Annotated in this window: 9 protein-coding genes and 2 pseudogenes; 3 read left to right on the top strand and 8 right to left on the bottom strand. The window is 70.2% G+C overall.

The window, feature by feature from the left end; translation table 11 throughout:
- Positions 1-250: 250 nt before the first annotated feature.
- From AC1G9L_RS07085 to pilG, 8 genes and pseudogenes are all read right to left on the bottom strand, one after another.
- Entirely contained in the window at positions 251-727 is a 477-nt protein-coding gene (locus AC1G9L_RS07085; protein ID WP_019799106.1) for a chemotaxis protein CheW, read from the bottom strand.
- 73 nt (positions 728-800) lie between these two features.
- On the bottom strand, positions 801-2,138 hold the full coding sequence (locus tag AC1G9L_RS07080) for a chemotaxis protein CheB (RefSeq protein WP_481070569.1): 1,338 nt from the start codon (positions 2,136-2,138) through the stop codon (positions 801-803).
- A pseudogene (locus AC1G9L_RS07075) lies at positions 2,125-4,551 on the bottom strand (response regulator); the annotation flags it as partial. The gene AC1G9L_RS07080 and the pseudogene AC1G9L_RS07075, both read right to left, overlap by 14 nt.
- A 1,356-nt stretch (positions 4,552-5,907) precedes the next feature.
- Positions 5,908-9,354, bottom strand: a pseudogene (locus tag AC1G9L_RS07070) (Hpt domain-containing protein); the annotation flags it as partial.
- 111 nt (positions 9,355-9,465) lie between these two features.
- Positions 9,466-11,502 carry a methyl-accepting chemotaxis protein gene (locus AC1G9L_RS07065; RefSeq protein ID WP_481070568.1) on the bottom strand — a complete coding sequence of 679 codons (2,037 nt, stop codon included), beginning with the start codon at positions 11,500-11,502 and terminating at the stop codon, positions 9,466-9,468.
- Positions 11,503-11,542: 40 nt separating this feature from the next.
- The gene (locus AC1G9L_RS07060) at positions 11,543-12,073 is read right to left on the bottom strand and encodes a chemotaxis protein CheW (RefSeq protein ID WP_017910264.1); all 531 of its coding nucleotides are present in this window, start codon (positions 12,071-12,073) and stop codon (positions 11,543-11,545) included.
- 1 nt (position 12,074) lies between these two features.
- Entirely contained in the window at positions 12,075-12,437 is a 363-nt protein-coding gene (locus AC1G9L_RS07055; protein WP_010343242.1) for a response regulator, read from the bottom strand.
- 17 nt (positions 12,438-12,454) lie between these two features.
- Complete coding sequence (gene pilG / locus AC1G9L_RS07050) at positions 12,455-12,856, bottom strand: twitching motility response regulator PilG (RefSeq protein WP_481071045.1); 402 nt, start codon at positions 12,854-12,856, stop codon at positions 12,455-12,457.
- Between the two features lie 242 nt (positions 12,857-13,098).
- On the opposite strand from pilG, the gene gshB reads away from it, so the two are divergent.
- From gshB to AC1G9L_RS07035, 3 genes are all read left to right on the top strand, one after another.
- Positions 13,099-14,049, top strand: coding sequence for a glutathione synthase (gene gshB / locus AC1G9L_RS07045; protein WP_019801028.1), 951 nt, complete (start codon positions 13,099-13,101; stop codon positions 14,047-14,049).
- Positions 14,046-14,927, top strand: a complete 882-nt coding sequence (locus AC1G9L_RS07040; protein WP_017910261.1) for an energy transducer TonB family protein — start codon at positions 14,046-14,048, stop codon at positions 14,925-14,927. The genes gshB and AC1G9L_RS07040 overlap by 4 nt, the downstream gene beginning before the upstream one ends.
- Before the next feature lie 533 nt (positions 14,928-15,460).
- Positions 15,461-18,463 carry a TonB-dependent receptor gene (locus tag AC1G9L_RS07035; RefSeq protein ID WP_481070567.1) on the top strand — a complete coding sequence of 1,001 codons (3,003 nt, stop codon included), beginning with the start codon at positions 15,461-15,463 and terminating at the stop codon, positions 18,461-18,463.
- The last annotated feature ends 23 nt before the right edge of the window (positions 18,464-18,486 follow it).

Genomic DNA, 18,486 nt, shown 5'->3' with positions numbered 1-18,486 from the left:
AGATCGGGGACATCCAAATAAAACGCCCGGCATCGGGCCAGATCGGCCCATCCCTGAGCGAAGCATTACAGCGAACGGAAACCACACGTTGCGCATACGACAGTCCTTGTCATTACAAGAGGCGATGCTAGACGATTGCACTACCCACTGGCAACAAACCGAGGCGGTCTTCGCTCAAGCGCGCATAGCATCGACCAGGATGATTGCGGTACGCAGTCATAAGCAAGGCCGTTGCAAGACTGCTGCCGATCTAGATGACCACCGCAAACCGCTCCACCACCATCCCCTCGATCGCCTCCAGATCCGGCAGCAACGCGCTCTGCTCGCCCAGCAGCACGCGCATGTGCACGCCGGGCGGGAGGGTTTCTTCGGAGGCGTCGGCGAGCAGGCCGTCGCGGGGGACGGAGATCAGTTGCGGGAAGGATTGGGTCAGCAGGGCGACGTACGGCAGGTCGGGGTTGCCGCCCAGGGCCTTGAGCACGACGATCTTGTTGTTGGCGGCCACGATCTCGGCGCCCAGGCCGGTCAGGCGGGCGAAGGAGACCAGCGGCACTTTCCAGCCGTACCAGGCGATCTGGCCAAGCAACCAGTGCGGGGCGTCGGGCAGCGGTTCGACCGGCACGCGCGACATCACTTCGGCGATGGTGGCGTTGGGCAGCAGCACGCGCTCGCTGCCGGCCAGGATGAGGACACCGCGGATTTCGTCGTTGCTGGCGTAGCTGCTCATGGAGTGACTTCGTCCTGAAAACGGAAAAAACGCGCGATACGGGCGCAGCGGTGAATGGCGTGTGCCGCCTCGCTCAGCCGCTCCACCGCGCGGTCAAGGCCTGGGCCAGTTGCGCCGGATCGCCACCGGGATGGCCCTGCAGGATCAGCTGCGCGCCGGCGGCGGGGTCGTAGCAGCCGTCGCCGGATTGCCCGGCCACCCAGGCGCCCTGCGCGGCCAGCGCCAGCACGGCCTCCACCTGTTGCGGGTCGCTGCCGCTGAGCAGCAGCACCGCGCTGTGCGCGGCCGGCAGGCCAGCGACCACGGAGGCGCCGGCGTCCTGGGCGACGAAGCGCAGGCCGGCCGTGCCGTGCACGCCGACGTCGTCGGGCAGGATGTAGACGTTGCCTGGAACGACCGGCTCGCCGGCCTCGGCCAGCAGCACCGGCAGCGCGGACACGCGCGCGATCTGCTTGACCAGGTTGCCGTAGCGGCCGCCGTCCAGGCGCAACTGCACCAGCAGCGGCAGCGGGAAACTCTCCGGCAGCGCGGCGAGCAGACGACGGATCGCGTCCGGGCCGCCGATGCCGGCCATCACCAGCACCGCGCCGCGTGCGGCGGCGCCTGCACCGGCGCCGCTCGTGGCCGCGGGTTCTTCGGACTCCAGCGCGACCAGCGACAGGCCTTCGGTGGAGAATTGCGGGATGTGCTGCGGCGCGCGCGGCGCAGCGGCGGGCAAGGGCGCGTCGTCGTCGACCAGCGACCAGGCACTGGCCGGCAGCGCCGCGGGTGTGGCGGCGGGTGCAGCGGGTGTCGCATCGACGTGCGGCGCAGCCGGCTGCGCAGACGCTTCGCTGGCGGCGGCCTCGGCGCGGGCGAACTGCAGGTCCTCGAACCCGGGCGCGACGTCCGCCGGCGGCTGCCAGGCATACATGCCGTCTTCCGGCGCGGCCTCGGCGAAGCCGGCGGCTTCGTCGACGTGCAGGCCGATTGGCGCGTCGTCGTGCAGTTGCGCCGGCGTCGCCGGCAGACCCGGCTCCGGCTGCAGACCGGTTTCGGTTTCGCGACCGGGCGGCAGCACGTCCTGGTGGCCTTGCAGCTTGGCCGCCAAGTGCCGCGCCCAGCGCTGCGCTTCCCAGCCTTCGCGGCGCGCGGCCAGCTCGGCCTCGTCGAAGATCACGGTGAGGCCGGGCAGGTCCAGCGCCGCGTCGAGCCGCTCCAGCGCATCCTCGATCGCCGGCTCCAGCGCGATCAGCACCGCCGCGGGCGCAGCGTCGGACAGGGTCTGCGCGTCGATCGCACCGGGGTCGTCCTCCAGCACGATCGCCGCGCCGACCAGGTGCAGCGCTTCGCGCAGGCGCTCGCGCGCCTTGCCGGGACGGGCCAGCAACGCGACCGGCGTGGCGGTGGCGTCGCCGTCATTCGCGAACACGGGCGATCCCCAGCAGGTCGTAGACGTTGCGCATCAGATCCAACTCTTGGTAAGGCTTGCCGAGGTAGCGCTGCACGCCCAGTTCGAAGGCACGCTGGCGATGCTTTTCGCCGCTGCGCGAGGTGATCATCACGATCGGCACCGCGGCGTAGCGCGGGTCGGCGCGCATGGCGGTCGCCAGTTCGTAGCCGTCCATGCGCGGCATCTCGATGTCCAGCAGCATCAGATCGGGCACACGCTCTTCCAGGCGCTCCAGCGCCTCGACGCCGTCGCGCGCGGACACCACGTCGAAGTTGTGCCGTTCCAGCACGCGGCCGGTGACCTTGCGCATGGTCAGCGAGTCGTCGACCACCATCACCAGCGGCACGCGCCGCTGTTCGGTCGGCACCGCCTCCACCACCGGCCGTTGCGGCTGCGCCAGGAAGCGACGCACCAGCGGGGCGATATCGAGGATCACCACCACGCGGCCGTCGCCGGTGATGGTGGCGCCGTAGATGCCGGGCACCGAGGCGATCTGCAGGCCGACCGGCTTGACCACGATTTCGCGGTTGCCGAGCACCTGGTCGATCGCCACTGCCGCGCGCAGATCGCCCGCGCGCACCAGCAGCAACGGCACCTGCGCCTGGCCTTCGGCGCGCGCCGGCGCCTGCCCGACCAGCGAGCCGAGGTCGTGCAGCGCGTATTCCTCGCCGCTGTAGCGGTAGCCGCCGGTACCGGCCTCGAAACGCTCGCGGCCGATGCGGCCGATGCCGCTGACCGAGGCCACCGGCACCGCGAAGGTGGTGTCGCCGATCTGCACGAACACCGCCTGGGTCACCGCCAGGGTCTGCGGCAGGCGCAGGGTGAAGGTGACGCCCTGGCCGCGCACCGAGTGGATGTCCACCGAGCCGCCGAGCTGGCGCACTTCGTTGCGCACCACGTCCATGCCGACGCCGCGACCGGCCAGCTGGCTGACCTGGTCGTAGGTGCTGAACCCGGGCGCGAAGATCAGCGCATCCAGTTCGTCGTCGGACAGCACCGCGTCGGCGGCGACCAGCCCGCGCTGCTCGGCGCGGCGGCGGATCGCCTCGCGGTCGAGTCCGGCGCCGTCGTCGGCCACTTCCAGCACGATTTCCGAGCCTTCGCGGCGCAGGCGGATGGCGATGTTGCCCTCCTCCGCCTTGCCTGCGGCGCGGCGCTGTTCGGGCGTTTCCAGGCCGTGCGCGACCGAGTTGCGCAGCATGTGCTCCAGCGGCGCGACCATGCGGTCGAGCACGTTGCGGTCGAGTTCGCCGTGGGTGCCTTCCAGGCTCAGGTGCACCTGCTTGCCGGTCTCGCTGGCGGCCTGGCGCACCACGCGCCGCAGCCGCGGCACCAGGCCGTCGAACGGCACCATGCGCGCGCGCATCAGCCCGTCCTGCAACTCGGAACTGACGCGCGACTGCTGCTGCAGCAGGCCGTCGTACTGCCGCGCCAGGTCGTCGAGCACGCCCTGCAGGCCGCCGAGGTCGGCCGCGGACTCGTTGAGCGCGCGGCTGAGCTGCTGCAGCGTGGAGAAGCGGTCCAGTTCCAGCGGGTCGAAGCTCTGCTCGGCCTGATCCTGTTCGCGCTGGTAGCGGGCGACGATCTGCGCCTCGGTTTCCAGGTCCAGGCGCCGCAACTGGTCGCGCAGACGCGCATTGGTGCGGTCCAGTTCGGACATCGCGCCGCGGAACGCGCCCAGCTGCTGCTCCAGCCGCGAGCGGTAGATCGCCACTTCGCCGGCGTGGTTGACCAGGCGGTCGAGCAGGTCGGCGCGCACGCGCACCTGTTCCTGCATCGGCCGGGCGATCGTCGACTCTTCGTCGAGCGTGCCCTCCACCGGCAGCGGTGCCGACAGCGGCGCCGCCACGGCGGCCAGGGCGGCGGCAGCCTGCGCGTCCTCGGTCGCCGCGACCGGCGCCGCAGCGGCGGTGTCGACATCGCCGATGGCGGCAGGCGCCTGCCCATGCGCGCGCGCGTCGAACGCGCCGATCAGGTCCTGCGGCATCGCCACCGCGCGGTGGTTGCCGGTCAGGGTCAACAACTGGTGCAGGCGATCGAAGCCGCGCTCCAGCAACTGCACGTCCTGGCGGTCGAGTTCGGTGCGATGCGCGGCCACCACCTCCAGCAAGGACTCGATGCCATGGCCGAGATCGCCGATGGCATTGATGCCGGCCATGCGCGCGCCGCCCTTGAGCGTGTGCAGATCGCGCTGCAGGCCGCCGAGCACCTCGCGGTCCTGCGGCGCGGCGCGCAACTCGGCGATCAGGCGATCGCAATGGTCGAGCAGGTCCTTGCCTTCGTCGACGAAGATATCGACCAGTTCGCGATCGAGGTCGGCGAAGTCCAGCGGGCCGAGATCGACGGCCGACAGATCGGTCCGCGCGGGATCGGCCGCGGCCTGCGCTGCGTCGGTGTCGGACGGCGCGGGTGCGGTGGCCTCCGGCGCGTGCTGGTGGTGTTCTTCGTGGAGATCGCCGGCGGACGCCGTGTCGGCATCGGCCGCCGTGGTCGCGTCGCCCTGACCGACGGCGTCCTCGGGCGCGTGGTGCGCTTCGTCGGATGCCACGGGATGCGCGTCCGACGCCGCTTCGCCGTCGGAAGGCGTCTCGTGCGCGGCATGCTCCGCTTCGGCGGCGCCGTCGTGCGGCGCGCCATCACCCGCATCACCGGTCGGCGCGACGTGTTCCGCATCCGCTTCGGCGTCGGTGTGTTCGCCCACCGCGTCGGTGGCGACAGACGCCGCATCGCCCTCGTGCGTTGCGTCCTCCGGATGCGCTGCGGCATCCGGTATCGCGTCGCCGTGCTCGGCGGCGGACTCGGTATCGTCGTTGGCCGAGGCCACGCCATCGTGGCGCCAGCCGCTCGACGGTGCCAACGGCTGCCGGTGCAAGCCGATCGCAGGGGCGTCCTCGTTGAGCTGTTGCTCGTGCGCTTCAGCGGTGTCGTCCGCGGGCGCGTCTGCGGCGCCATGCGCGGCCGCGTCATCCGCTGCCTGCGGTTCCTGCGCTTGTGCATCGCGGATGTCGTCGGCCGGCGTTTCGGTCGCCTGGTCCGCGGCAGCGCCGTCGACTGCCATGTGATCTGGCGCCTGCGCATCGTGCGCGTGCTCGGCGTCATCCTGGGTGTCGTCCATGTGCGCATCGGCCGCGTGGCCTTCGGCAGCGCCGTCGACCGCCGGGTGATCGGATGCCTGCGCATCGTGCGCGTGCACGGTCGCGTCCTGCGTCGCATCGGCCCGTTCCTCGGCCTGGCGATCCTCGGAATCGTGCGCTTCGCCTTCGTGCGACGGTGCCTGTGGTTCCTGCACGTTCGTCGGCGTGTCGATCGGGGCATCGACGTCGGCCGCATCGGCCGTCGCGGCCGGCGCCGCAGCCAACGCGTCCGGCGCGGGATCGTCCGACACCTGCTCGGCGCTCAGCGGCGCCTCGACCGTCAACGCGTCGAGCTGGCCGTCCTGCGCCAAGGCCGCCTGTTCCTCGGCATGGACTGCATCCTGCGATGCCGCCGGTTCTTCGACCGGGGGCGCGTCCTGAGCCGAAGCCTGATCCTGCGCGGAGGCCGGTGCCTCTTCCGAAGACGGTGCGACTGCCGTGTCCGCATGGACATCGGCGGCATGCCGATCGACGTCGCCCTCGCCTGCCTGGCCGGCCGCCTCGTCCGCTGGCAGCGTCTCGTGCAGATGCGCGGCATCGCCGAGGAACGCCGACAGATCGTCGGCCGCGGTGAGCTCCACCGACTGCACGGCTTGCTCGTCCAGGCCAGCCTCGGCCGGTGCCGACGCGGACAGGTCGTCGTCGTCCTCGTCGTGCGCGATCGGCGGCCACTGCACTTCCGGCAAGGTCTCCACCAGTGCGCGCAGGCGCTGCGACAGCTCGGTGAACGGCGGGATCACCGGCGACGACGCCTGCAGTTCCGCGATGGTGTCGGCAACGGCACGCGCCGACTCCTCGAGCGCGCGCACGCCTTCGGCGCTCGGAACGCTGCCGGACGCCAAGGCGCGCTTGACGTAGCTCTCGGCCGGGCCAGTGACCGCGGTGATCTCCGGCACGTCGGTCATCGCGAACGCGCCGCTCATGGTGTGCACCGCGCGCAGCAGCGCTTCGGTCGCCGGCTGCGGTGCGTCCTGCAGCCAGGCGTGCACGGTCTCCAGATGGGTGGCGACCTCGGCTTCGAGGATCTCGCGCAGCACGCTGTCCACCGACGCCGGCGTGCCCGCGCGCGGAGTGGCGCTCGCCTGCGGCGTGGCGAAATAGAACGCGTCCTCGCCAGAGGCGATGCGCTCGGCCACGGCCTGGATCGCGTCCAGGTCGGCCTGCACCGTGCCGTTGCCGCGCAGCGCGGCATTGAGCTGCGGCAGCACTGCGTAAGCCTGCTCGACCATGGCCACCACCGCCGGACTGGCCGGGCGCGAGCCGTCGAGCACGCGATTGAGCATGCTCTCGATCTTCCAGCTGAACTCGCCGAGCACGCGCGCGCCGACCAGGCGGCCGCTGCCCTTCAAGGTGTGGAACACGCGGCGGATCGGCCGCAGGCTTTCGGTATGGGCAGGCGCGGCGCGCCAGGCCGGCAGCAGCGTGCCGAGATTGACCAGTTCCTCGTCGAATTCCTCGAGGAACACGGCGCGGATCTCGTCGTCGATCTCGCCATCGCCGTCGATGAAGCCAGTCTCGAGGGCAGGCGTTGCGGTAGCGGGCGCGGCACTCGCCTCCGCGCTGGCGGGCGTTGCGGCCGCGGACTCGCCGCTGCTCGCGGCAGAAGTCACATCGAACTGCGCGGCGGCAGCCTCCAGGTCGGCGAGGAACGCGGCTTCCGCGTCCGACACCGGCGCAGCGGTGGCCGCGTGTTCCGGCGCCGGTTCGGGCGCCGCAGGTTCCTCGAACCCCAGCGCGGCATGCTCCGGCGCCGATGGCGCATGGGCCACAACATCGATGTGCGCTTCCTCGCCGATGGCGGCAAGGTCGGCATCGACATGCGCCTGGTCATCGAGGGAAGCGTGAGGAGCGGCCTCGTGTGCGGCGTCGCTGGCGGCAACCTCCGCGGTCTCGGCCGGGCTCGCGTGCGCGGCGTCTTCGGCGTCGGCATCGGCGTCCTCGAAAGGCTCAGCCACTCCTGCCGCGTCGAGGCGCTCGCCGTGCGCAATGTGCGCGCCCGCGTCGGCCAGCGCATCCGCATCCGACGGCAGCGCGGACGCGGCTTCCTCGTCCTGCGACGCCGGGGTGGCATGCCAGTCGAGCACCTGCGCCTCGTCGGCAGCCAGGTTCGGCGCGTCGGCGAAAGCAGGCGCGTCTTCCAGTTCGATGACCAGCGGCGGCGTGGCGGCGTCGATGTGTTCTGCCGCGGCGGGCGTGTCGACGATGATCAGGTTGGGATCTTCGTGTTCGCCAAGCTCGGCGAATGCAGCCGGCCCATCGGCCTGCGCCTCGTCGTGGTACTCGGCGGCCACCGGATCGAAGCCGGTGACCTCGGAGGCGGACGCCGCGGAAGCGGCTACCGCATCGTCTTCCCGCGCGAACGCCGGAGGCGTCTCCGGCCGCAACGCGTCCTGTTCCAGCACCAGGGAATCGAGACTGATGTGCAGCGGCTCGACGGTGCCGGTCCAGCTGTCCTGTTCGGCCGCGACCGGATCGAAGCTGAGCGCCTGCGATGGCGCGACAGGTTCCTGCCCGTGCACGTCGCCCGCGGCGCCAGCGTCGGCGGGCGCGGAGGCATGTTCGGCGGCGGTGTCGGGCTCGTCCGTCGCCAGGCTCCACTGCGGTGCCTGCGGTGCGGACGGCGTGTCCTGCGTGCGCGACGTCGTCTCCGGCGCGGCCTCGGCCGGCGCCAGATCCCAGGCCGGCACGGCCGGTGCGGCGATGGACGGTGGCGACGCAGGTTCGGCCATGCGATCGGCAACCACCGGCGGCGCGGCCTCGGCCGACTCAGCAGAGTCGCTTGCGCTCGGCAACACGCCGGGCGCCGCCGGCGCGGTGTCGGGCAGCGGCCAGTAACGCAGCGCTTCCAGGCTGCTGCGGGTGATGTCGAGGATCTCCTCGCGCCCGGGGCGGCGCTCGCGCAGCGCTTCCAGGTAGTACTCGAGGCTGGCCATCGCGTCGGCCAGGGTGTCGAGCTGGCGGCCGCTGGGCACGCGGCGCTTGCCGATCAGTTCGGTGGCGACGTAGCGGCGCACGCCTTCCAGATAGTCGGCCGGCTGCGGCAGTTCCAGCATGCGCAACGCCCCGGCGACTTCGCCGAGCAGGCGCGGCACCTCGTCCAGGCGCGCATGGTCCCAGTTGGTCTCGATGAAGGCGACGAAGTGCTCGCGGGCGCTGCCGAAGTTGGCAATGGCTTCGTGCGCCAGCACTTCCACCGTGCGCCGCGCCTCGGCGGCGCTGGCGTCGTCGTGCACGTCGCCGCCAGCGCCCAGGTAGGCGACCTGGTCGTCGAGCGAGGCGTCCACGTACAGCAGCGCACCGGCGATATCCAGCAGCAGGCCTTCGTCGGCCGCGCGCGCACCGTCGACGATGCTGCGCAGCGCATCGCGCTGCTGCACCACCACGCTGCGCGCCACGCCCAGGCCCATCACGCCCAGGGTATCGGCGACGCTGCCCAGTTCGTCGACCTGGGTCTGCAGCGCGGCGACATCGCCGCCGGTGCGCAGGTGCAGGTCCAGCGCGTCCTTGACCCGCAGCAGTTCTTCCTTGATCGCGGTGCCGACGGTGTCGAGCAGTTCGCGGTTGCGGCCGGCGAGGCTGCCGCGCGCATGGTCCAGTTCGGCCTCGGTGGCGGCGGCGGCGTCAGGGGCCAGCGCGAACAGCGCGCCCTCGCTGAGGCCGGCTTCGCCGCGCGCGGCGCGGATCTCGTTGAGCAAGGGCAGCAGCACGATCGGAATGTCGCGATGGCCGTCCTGCAGGCGCTCCAGGTAGTCGGGCAACAGCACGGTACCGCGCATCAGCGTGGCGCAGGCCTCGTCGCGGTCGGCCGCCTGGCCGTTCTGCACCGCCGTGGCCAGCAGTTCCAGCTCCTCGGCCACCATCGCCGGCGCGTACAGCTCGACCATGCGCAAGGTGCCCTGCACCTGGTGCAGGTAGCCGGCGCAGAAGCGCATGCGGCCGGTGTCGGCCGGTTCCTCGACGAAGGCTTCGATCTCGCCGCGGACCTGGCGCAGGGTCTCGTCCAGTTCCGGCTTGACCCAGCCCAGCGCGGCGTGGCTCATCGCATCGCGCAGCGCGCTCATCGCCGCGTCCCCGCGGCCGGGCACGCGCCGTGCCGCGCGAGCGCGGCGACGGAGTGCGGGAGTTGTTCACGGTACGTCATGCGCGCTTCCTTCCACCCGGTTCCGGCCCGCTTACGCCGGCAGCTTGAAGTCGGCGACCGAGCGCCGCAGGTCCGCCGCCAGTTGCGCCAGGCGGCCGATCGATTCGGCGGTCTGTCCCGCGCCTTGCGAGGTCTGTCCGGTGATCTGCCGGATCACGTCCATCGTCTGGGTGATGTCGATCGCCGCCGCCGACTGCTGGTGCGCGGCGATGGAGATGTTCTTGATGAGGGTGTTGAGCGCGTTGGACACGCGCTCGATCTCGGTCAGCGCGGTGCCGGCGTCCTCGGCCAGGCGCGCGCCGGACACCACTTCGGAGGTGGTCTGCTCCATCGAGCTGACCGCTTCGTTGGTGTCGGCCTGAATGGTCTGCACCAGGCCTTCGATGCGGCGGGTGGCGCCGGAGGTGCGTTCGGCCAGGCGCTGCACTTCGTCGGCGACCAGGGCGAAACCGCGGCCGGCCTCGCCGGCCGAGGCGGCCTGCACCGCGGCGTTGAGCGCCAGGATGTTGGTCTGCTCGGAAATGTCGTTGATCAGTTCCACGATCGAGCCGATCTCCTGGGTCGATTCGCCCAGGCGCTTGATGCGCTTGGAGGTCTCCTGGATCTGGTCGCGGATCTGGTCCATGCCCTGGATGGTCTCGCGGACCACGCCGGCGCCCTCGGCGGCGATCACCACCGAGCGCTGCGCCACTTCCGCCGATTCGGTGGAGTTGCGCGAGACCTGCTCGATGCTGGAGGCGATTTCGTTGATGCGCACCGAGGCCGAACCGATCTGCTCGGCCTGGTGCCCCGCCGCCTCGGCCAGTTGCCGCGCGGTGGCCTGGGTTTCCTCGGTGGACACGGCGACCTTGGCGGAGGTGTCGTTGATGGTGGTCACCAGGTGGCGCAGCTCGTCGACGGCGTAGTTGATCGCGTCGGCGATGGCGCCGGTCATGTCCTCGGTGACCGAGGCCTTGACCGTCAGGTCGCCTTCGCCGAGCGAGCTGATTTCGTCGAGCAGGCGCATGATCGCCTGCTGGTTGCGGCTGTTGTATTCCACCTGGGTCTGCAGGCGGATTTCCTGCTCGCGGCTGCGGCTGCGCACCGTGGTCCATACGAAGCCGATGATCGACAGCAGCGCCAGCAGGCCGGACACCACGCCCAACCAGAAGTTCGGGAACAGGCGGGTGTCGCGGGCGGAGCCGAACGCGGAGAACGCATCGAACAGCTTCTTGCTGTCCTCCAGCATCTTGCCCGAGCCGGCGGTCAGCGCCGCGGCGGCGGATTGGGCGGCGAACAGGCTGCGCGAGCTGGCCTGCAGCGCGTCCAGGTCCTTCTTCATCTCCGCCCACTGCGCCTGCGACTGCTCCAGCGCGGCCAGGGCGGCAGCGTTGCGCACCGGGGCGATGCCCAGTTCCTCGTTGCCGTTGCGCAGGCCCTCGAGCATCTGCCCGAACACCACCGCGTCGCGTGCCAGCGCGTCGCCGGCGCTGGCCGCGCCGCGGCCGCCGGCGCGCATTTCGGTGACGCGGCGGGCCATGGTGCCGGCCACCACCACCTGCTGCAGGGTGTTGTAGATCTGCGCGGCGGGGGCGCCGCCGACGGTCATCGCGCGCACCACCTCGTTCAACTGCGCCTGCAGTTGCGGCACGCCGCCGACGAAGCGGTCGGCGTTGCCGGCCAGCGTCAGCACCGCCGGTTCGCTGTCCACCACCTGCTGCGCGTTCTTGGCCAGCGGCGCCCAGGTGGCGTCGAGGGCCTGCAGCGGCCCGGACACGCCAGTCTCGTTGGCATAGCGTGCGTTGAGCTCGGCGACGGTGCTCTCCACCTTCGCCTTGGTCTGCTTGAACTGCTTGTAGGTCTCGGCGTTGCCGGACACCGCGTCGCGGGCCTGGTTGGCCAACTGTTGCGACAGCACCTGCAGGTCGGCCGCGCCGGTGCTGGCGCCGGCCAGGCGGTTGCCCTGCCAGGTGGCCACGCCGGTATTGGCGCCGAACACGACCAGCGACAACGCCAGCAGGCCCAGCCAGAAACTCGTGCCCACGCTGCCGAGCTTGCTGGCCTTGCGGGCGTCCGGAGCAGTACTCATGATGCGACCTCGGTCTTCGATGCGGAGGCAGCGCGCGCGCTCAGGCGGCGGCTTGCCGGAATTCGGGAGTGCGCGACAGCAGCGACAGCGAGAACACGCCCCAGTCCTGGGCGTCGCCGCGGAAGGCGCGGTCGATGAAGTGCGCGTAGCGGCCCTGGGCCAGATCGCCCGGCTCCACCGCCTGCGCCTCGGTGAAGCTGCGCTGGCCGAACAGTTCGTCGATGGTCAGGGCCACGTCGCCACCGCTCTGGCGCATGATCAGCACGCGCTGGCCTTCCTGCAGTGCGGTGCGCTCGCCTTCCAGGAACTGCTTCAGGTCGACCACCGGGAACAGGTTGCCGCGCAGGTTGCCCACGCCCAGCAGCCACGGCTGCGCGCCCGGCACCGGCGTGACCGGCGGCATGCGCACGATCTCCACCACTTCGCGGAAGTCCGAGACCAGGTGGCGCTTGCCGACGCGGTAGCCGACCCCGCGCCAGACGTCGTCGTCGAAGGCGCGTTCGGGCATCTGCACGGCGTGCGCCAGGCTGCGCCGCTCGTAGGCCTCGAGGATGTCGAAGGGCGAGCGCACGTCAGCCCACCAGCTGGTTGATGCGGGCGATCAGTTCGTCTTCCCGCGGCGGCTTGACGATGTAGTCGGTGGCGCCCTGGCGCATGCCCCAGACCTTGTCGGTCTCCATGCTCTTGGTGCTGATGATCAGCACCGGGATGTGCCGGGTGGCCTCGTCGCGCGACAGCGCGCGGGTGGCCTGGAAGCCGCTCATGCCCGGCAGCACCACGTCCATCAGCACCAGGCTCGGCGCCTGCTCGCGCACCAGCTTGATCCCGTCCTCCGCATTGTCGGTGGACAGGACCTGGTGCCCGGCTTTTTCCAGCCACTGCGTGAACACCGCCCGGTCGGTCGGTGAGTCCTCGATCAACAAGATACGGGCCATGCTGCCTTTCCCCCTGGTCAGGCGTTGACGTATGTACGGATCGCGCCCAGCAGCTCTTCGCGTGTAAAGGGTTTGGTGAGGTACTGCTCGGACCCGACGATGCGCCCGCGCGCCTTGTCGAACAGGCCGTCCTTGGAGGACAGCATGATCACCGGCGTGGACTTGAACAGCTGGTTGCCCTTGATCAGCGCGCAGGTCTGATAGCCGTCCAGCCGCGGCATCATGATGTCCACGAAGATGATCTGCGGCTGCTGGTCGGCGATCTTGGCCAGTGCCTCGAAGCCGTCGGTCGCCGTCACCACTTCGCACCCTTCGCGCTTCAGCAACGTTTCGGCGGTACGACGGATTGTTTTCGAATCGTCGATCACCATGACCCGCAAGCCTGCGAGTTCCCCACCCGCAGTCGTGTTTTCACTCATCACTTGCCCCCAAGCGCGCGACGCTTCATCGGATCCGGCTTCGCTGCGAAACGCCATGTATCCCAAGACCCGCTGCGACTGTCAAGGCCGCCGCTGCCGGTCTGCGTTGAACCACGTAACAGCACAAACTATGTCACAGTTTGGCGGATCACGTGCGACACCGTGCGGCCGCGCCCGACACCCGGTGCGCGGCGCCCCCGCCGACCCGCTACCATCTTCCGCTCAGTCTCTCAGGTGCCCCCATGCCGTTCGATGTCATCGTGGTGATGGATCCCATCGCCAGCATCAAGATCGCCAAAGACACGACCTTCGCGATGCTGCTGGAAGCGCAGCGCCGCGGGCATCGGCTGCACTACGTGCGCCCCGGCGGGTTGACCCTGCGCGACGGCCGCGCGCTGGCCCAGGCCGCGCCGCTGCGGGTGCGCGACGACAAGGCCGGCTGGTTCGAGCTGGACGCCTTCGCCGAGCTGACCTTCGGCCCCGGCCAGGTCGCGCTGATGCGCAAGGACCCGCCGTTCGATGCGGAGTTCCTGTACGACACCCACGTGCTGAGCGTGGCCCAGCGCGCCGGCGCGCAGGTGGTCAACGACCCGCAGGGCCTGCGCGACTTCAACGAGAAGCTGGCCGCCCTGCTGTTCCCGCAGTGCTGCCCGCCGACACTGGTCAGCCGCGACGCCGCCACGCTGAAGGCCTTCGTGCTCGAGCACGGCCAGGCGGTGCTGAAGCCGCTGGACGGCATGGGCGGGCGCTCGATCTTCCGCAGCGGCACGGGCGACCCCAATCTCAACGTGATCCTGGAGACGCTGACCGACGGTGGCCGCAAGCTGGCCCTGGCGCAGCGCTTCATCCCGGACATCAGCGCCGGCGACAAGCGCATCCTGCTGGTCGACGGCGTGGCGGTGGACTACTGCCTGGCGCGGATTCCGCAGGGCGACGAGTTCCGCGGCAACCTGGCCGCCGGCGGCCGCGGCGAAGGCCGCCCGCTGAGCGAGCGCGACCGCTGGATCGCTTCCCAAGTCGGCCCCGAGATGAAGCGGCGCGGCATGCGCTTCGTCGGCCTGGACGTGATCGGCGACTACCTCACCGAGGTCAACGTCACCAGCCCCACCTGCGTGCGCGAACTGGACGCGCAGTTCGGGCTCAACATCGCCGGGCTACTGTTCGACGCCATCGAGGCCTACCCGGCGCGATGAGCGCGGCCGCCGCGACGCCCGCGCCGCGTATCGGCGAGCGCGAACGGCTCAGCGCCACCCTGGTGCTGTCGCTGATCGTGCACGGGCTGCTGATCCTCGGCGTGGGCTTTGCGATCGACGACGACGCACCGCTGGTGCCGACCCTGGACGTGATCTTCAGCCAGACCAGCACGCCGCTGACGCCGAAGCAGGCCGACTTCCTGGCCCAGGCCAACCAGCAGGGCGGCGGCGACCACGACACGCCGCAGCGCCCGCGCGACAGCCAGCCGGGCGTAGTACCGCAGCGCCAGGACGGCCTGGCCCCGCAGGCGCTGCGCGCGCAGACCGCGGCCGCCGCGCCGGAACCGACCCCGCGCGTGGTCAGCAGCGCGCGCGGCGAGCAACCGCTACCGGTGGCGCAGACCCAGCCGCGCACCGACGATCCGCAGCGGCCGGTGGACGCGCAGCGCGAACAGCGCGATGCCGAGATGGCGCGGCTGGCCGCCGAGGTGCACCTGCGCTCGGAGCAGTACGCCAAGCGCCCCAACCGCAAGTTCGTCTCCGCCAGCACCCGCGAATACGCCTACGCCAACTACCTGCGCGCCTGGGTCGACCGCGCCGAGCGCGTCGGCAACCTCAACTATCCCGACGAAGCACGGCGGCGCCGGCTCGGCGGCCAGGTGGTGATCAGCGTCGGCGTGCGCCGCGACGGCAGCCTGGAAAGCAGCCGCATCCTGCGCTCCAGCGGCGTGCCGATGCTCGACGCCGCCGCGCTGCGGATCGTGCAACTGGCGCAGCCGTTCCCGCCGCTGCCGCGCACCGACGACAACGTCGACATCCTGCAGGTGACCCGCACCTGGGTGTTCCTGCCTGGCGGTAGCTTGGTCGACGACCGCTGAGCGGCATGCAGATTGCCCCTCTCCCCCCGGGAGAGGGGTTGGGGTGAGGGTACGGCGCGCAGCGTCTCGCGAAGTTCAGGCGCACGAGGCTCCGCCCGTACCCTCATCCGCCCCTGCGGGGCACCTTCTCCCGGTGGGAGAAGGGAGAAGCGCTGCCCCTCTCCCACCGGGAGAGGGGTTGGGGTGAGGGTACGGCGCGCAGCGAGTCGCGAAGTTCGGGTGCACGAGGCTTCGCCCGTACCCTCATCCGCCCCTTCGGGGCACCTTCTCCCGATGGGAGAAGGGAGAAGCGCTGCCCCTCACCCCTCACCCCTCGGGAGAGGGGTTGGGGTGAGGGTAAAGCCACAAGCAGCCCGGCGAAGAAGGACATAACCATTGGTGCCGCCGACATAACGACGCGGCATTTCTGTGATGGCGTCCTATTAAGGTTAATGGAGCGGGGGAACGTTACCGCGCACACCGCATCATCCAGGACGGGCGGATTCGAGTCGGCGCGGCGGGCCCCCGCCCCCACCACCCGAGTCGCCTTCCGCATGCACAATCATCGCTCCCTCCGCAGGCCCGCCCTGCTCGCCCTGGCACTGAGTGCCGCCCTCGCCCTGCCGCCGGCCCAGGCCCAGTCCACCACCGGCGCCGTCGCCGGCCAGGCGCCCGCCGACACCCAACGCATCCTGGTGCGCAGCGACAGCGGCCTCAGCCGCGAGGTCGCCGTGGACGCGCGCGGCCGCTACAGCGTCGGCCAGTTGCCGCTGGGCACCTACACCATCATCGCCAAGGGCGCCGACGGCAGCGTGCTGGGCAGCCGCGACGGCGTCGGCCTCACCGTCGGCGGCGTCACCGAGGTCTCCTTCGCCCCAGCCACCACCAGCCTGGCGGGCGTCCAGGTCAGTGCCGATCGCGCCGCCGCCGCGATCGACGTGAGCAGCGTGGACTCGCGCACGGTGATCAATGCCGAACAGCTGCAGCGCCTGCCGCTGGGCCGCTCGGCCGAGGCGATCGCGCAGCTGGCGCCCGGCGTGGCCGGCAACAGCGGCAGCGGTACCTACATCGGCCCGACCGGCGCGCAGCTGCTCAGCTTCGGCGGCTCTTCGGCCGCGGAAAACGCCTATTACATCAATGGCTTCAATACCACCGACCCGCTGCGCGGCCTGGGCGGGCTGACCCTGCCCTACGGCAGCATCGACCAGTTAGAGGTCTACACCGGCGGCTACAGCGCCAAGTACGGCCGTTCCGACGGCGGTGTGATCAACGCCGTCGGCAAGCGCGGCACCAACGAATGGCATTTCGGTGGCCAGGCGACCTGGGAACCGGATGGCCTGCGCTCCGCAAAGAAGGACGTGTACGCGCCCGGCAACGGCGCGCTGTACCGCCCGGACAGCAAGAGCGGCTACACCCTCAGCACCCAGAGCGTCTACGCGGGCGGCCCGCTGATCCAGGACAAGCTGTTCTTCTTCGGCGCCTACGAATTGCAGCGCCAGGACGGCGACAGGTTCTACGGCACCCGCGAAACCACCCCTGGCAACTACTATTACGACTACCAGTACCGCCGGCCGAGCTGGTACGCCAAGCTCGACTGGAACATCAGCGACAGCCAGTTGCTGGAAATCACCGGCGCCTCCAGCCGCTACATCACTCGCGGTAAGTACTATCTTTACAGCGGGCGCGAGATCGGCATCCTGCGCGGCGATGCCGACACCACCAAGACCGGTGGCGACCTGTGGAGCGCCAAGTACACCGGCTACCTCACCGACCGCCTGACCTTCAGCGCGCTGTACGGCCAGCAACGCACCGACGACTACAGCCGCAATCCCAGCTACAACGGCGCGCTGACCTATCTTTCCAGCACCAACTTCCAGAATCCGGCCTACACCGGCGGCACCCCGATCACCAACGCGCAGACTACCTCGCTGCTGGTCGATCCCGCGCGCGGCAACCGCACCGACAACCTGCGCCTGGATCTCAACTACGCCATCGGCGCGCACAGCATCACCATCGGCATCGACAACCAGAACGCGCGCGCGCTCAACCGCGGTTCGGTGGCCTCGGGCGACGGCTACTACTGGATCTACGGCCAGGCCAAGCCCAACGTACCGATCAATGCCGACCTCGTACCGGCCACCGGCAACTACCCCAACGGCCAGGACGGCTACTACGTGCGCAAGTACATCTACAGCGCGCTGGCCTCGGTGCGCTCGGCGCAGCGTGCGCAGTACGTGGAGGACAACTGGCAGGTCACCGACCGGTTGCTGCTCAACCTCGGCCTGCGCCTGGACCAGTTCACCAACTACAACCGCGACGGCGCGCCGTACATCAAGCAGACCAGCGGGCAGTGGGCGCCGCGGCTGGGCTTCAGCTGGGACGTCGACGGCGATGCGCGCTTCAAGGTGTACGGCAACGCCGGCCGCTACTACCTGGCGCTGCCGCTGAACCCGGCGTTCAACGCCGCCGGCGCCACCCTGGCCACTTCGACCTATTACACCTACGGCGGCATCGACGCCAACGGCTACCCCACCGGACTGACCCAGATCTCCGGCGCGGTTTCGGCCAACAACAACTACGGCATCCTGCCCGATCCCAAGACCGTCGCCACGCAGGGCATCAAGCCCTCGTTCCAGGACGAGTTCATCCTCGGCTTCACCAAGGCCTGGGGCGACAGCTGGGTCTATGGCGCAAAGGGCACCTATCGCCTGCTGCGCAGCGGCGTGGACGACTACTGCGACAGCGATACCGTGTTCGCCGCCGCCGCGGCGCAGGGGCACACGGTGACCCTGGCCAGCAATCCGGTCAGTTGCTGGCTGATCAACCCGGGCCGGGCCAACACCTTCACTCTGGTCGACACCTCGGGCAACTACGTCAAGGTGCCGCTGAGCAACGCGCAGTTCGGCTTCCCCGCGTTCAAGCGCAACTACTACGCGCTCAACCTGTCGCTGGAGCATCCGTTCGACCAGCGCTGGTACGGCCGCCTCGACTACACCTGGTCGCGCAGCTACGGCACCACCGAGGGCCAGTTGCTGTCGGGCATCGGCCAGACCGCGGTGTCCACCACCCAGGCCTGGGACTTCGCGCAGCTGATGGAGCACACCAACGGCCCGCAGAGCAACGACCACACCCATCAGTTCAAGTTCTACGGCTACTACCAGATCACCCCCGCGTGGCTGGTGTCGGCGAACTTCAAGCTGATCTCCGGGTCTCCGTTCAGTGCGCTGGGTTCCTACGGGCCAGACCACAGCGACCCTACCTTGTACGGCATCGCCTACCACTACTACCAGGGCCAGCCGGCGCCTCCCGGCAGCCAGGGGCGCCTGCCGTGGCTGCAGCAGCTCGATCTCGGGGTCACGTGGCGCCCGTCCTATGCAGACCGTAAACTAGCTTTCAGCCTGGACGTGTTCAACGTCTTCAACGGCCAAGCCACGCTATGGAAGTATCCGTATTCAGAGATAGGCCCGGGTAACTCGAACCTGGACCCGGTGTACGGCGCGGCACTCTTGCGCCAGGCGCCGCGCTCGCTGCGGTTGAGCGTTAGCTACGACTACTGAGAGGTACTGCGGTGCGCGCGGGT

It is taken from the genome of Xanthomonas sp. NCPPB 1132 (genome assembly GCF_056629235.1).
Note: the sequence above shows the minus strand (reverse complement) of the source record. Positions and strands in the feature narration are given on the sequence as shown.

Bases quoted from the DNA above. Each gene is read 5' to 3' on its own strand.
- AC1G9L_RS07085 (WP_019799106.1), bottom strand. From the start codon at position 727: ATGAGCAGCTACGCCAGCAACGACGAAATCCGCGGTGTCCTCATCCTG.
- AC1G9L_RS07065 (WP_481070568.1), bottom strand. From the start codon at position 11,502: ATGAGTACTGCTCCGGACGCCCGCAAGGCCAGCAAGCTCGGCAGCGTG.
- AC1G9L_RS07055 (WP_010343242.1), bottom strand. From the start codon at position 12,437: ATGGCCCGTATCTTGTTGATCGAGGACTCACCGACCGACCGGGCGGTG.
- pilG (WP_481071045.1), bottom strand. From the start codon at position 12,856: ATGAGTGAAAACACGACTGCGGGTGGGGAACTCGCAGGCTTGCGGGTC.
- gshB (WP_019801028.1), top strand. From the start codon at position 13,099: ATGCCGTTCGATGTCATCGTGGTGATGGATCCCATCGCCAGCATCAAG.
- AC1G9L_RS07040 (WP_017910261.1), top strand. From the start codon at position 14,046: ATGAGCGCGGCCGCCGCGACGCCCGCGCCGCGTATCGGCGAGCGCGAA.
- AC1G9L_RS07035 (WP_481070567.1), top strand. From the start codon at position 15,461: ATGCACAATCATCGCTCCCTCCGCAGGCCCGCCCTGCTCGCCCTGGCA.